General features: G+C 62.7%; 1 protein-coding gene. It reads left to right on the plus strand.

All coding sequences use genetic code 11. The features are described 5' to 3' along the window. Positions 1-1,309: cadherin repeat domain-containing protein (locus FVE66_RS20095; protein ID WP_151449275.1), on the plus strand; the 1,309-nt coding region annotated here is incomplete at both ends.

Genomic DNA, 1,309 nt, shown 5'->3' on the forward strand with positions numbered 1-1,309 from the left:
TCGTCGCTAGCGATGGCGTGACCACGGCCAGCCAGCAGGCAGTGACGCTGACGATCAACAATATTGACGAAGTTGCGCCGACGATTACCTCGTCGTCGACGGCGACGGCGATCAACGAGAACAGCGGCGCCGGCCAGGTTGTGTACACCGCGATCGCGACCGATACCGCTGACACCAGCGCCGGCGTGACCTACAGCCTGTCAGGCGACGATGCGGCCTTGTTCACGATTGACGAGACGACCGGCGCCGTGACGCTGACCGGAAATCCGAATTACGAGTCGAAGTCGAGCTACAGCTTTAATGTCGTTGCCAATGACGGCGTGACCACAGCGAGCCAGCAGGCGGTGACGCTGACGATCAACAACGTCGACGAAGTCGCACCGACGATCACGTCGTCGACAACGGCAACCGCGATCAACGAGAACAGCGGCGCCGGCCAGGTCGTGTACACCGCGATCGCGGCCGATACCGCTGACACCAGCGCTGGCGTGACCTACAGCCTGTCAGGCACGGACGCGGCCCTGTTCACGATCAACGAGACGACCGGCGCGGTGACGCTGACGGGCAATCCGGATTACGAGACCAAATCCAGCTACAGCTTCAACGTCGTTGCCAGCGACGGCGTGACGGCAGCAAGCCAGCAGGCAGTGACGCTGACGATCAACAACGTCGATGAAGTCGCACCGACGATCACGTCGTCGATGACGGCGACGGCGATCAACGAGAACAGCGGCGCCGGCCAGGTGGTCTACACCGCTATCGCGACCGATAGCGCCGACACCAGCGCGGGCGTGACGTACAGCCTGTCCGGAACGGATGCGTCGCTGTTCACGATTAACAGCAGCACGGGCGCCGTGACGCTGACCGGCAATCCGAACTACGAAGCGAAGTCGAGCTACAGCTTCAACGTCGTCGCCACTGACGGCGTGACGACGGCCAGCCAGCAGGCGGTGACGCTGACGATCAACAACGTCGATGAAGTTGCGCCGACGATCACGTCGTCGACGACGGCAACGGCGATCAACGAGAACAGCGGCGCCGGCCAAGTGGTCTATACGGCGATTGCGACCGATACCGCCGACACCAGCGCGGGCGTGACGTACAGCCTGTCCGGAGTCGACGCGGGCCTGTTCACGATTAACGAGACGACTGGCGCGGTGACCCTGACGGGCAATCCGAACCACGAGGCGAAATCGAGCTACAGCTTCAACGTGGTCGCCAGCGACGGCGTGACGGCAGCCAGCCAGCAAGCAGTGACGCTGACGATCAACAACGTCGATGAAGTGGCACCGACGATCACGTCGTCAAC

This window comes from Lacisediminimonas profundi, assembly GCF_008831265.1.
In the GTDB taxonomy this organism is placed as follows: Bacteria; Pseudomonadota; Gammaproteobacteria; order Burkholderiales; family Burkholderiaceae_D; genus Lacisediminimonas; species Lacisediminimonas profundi.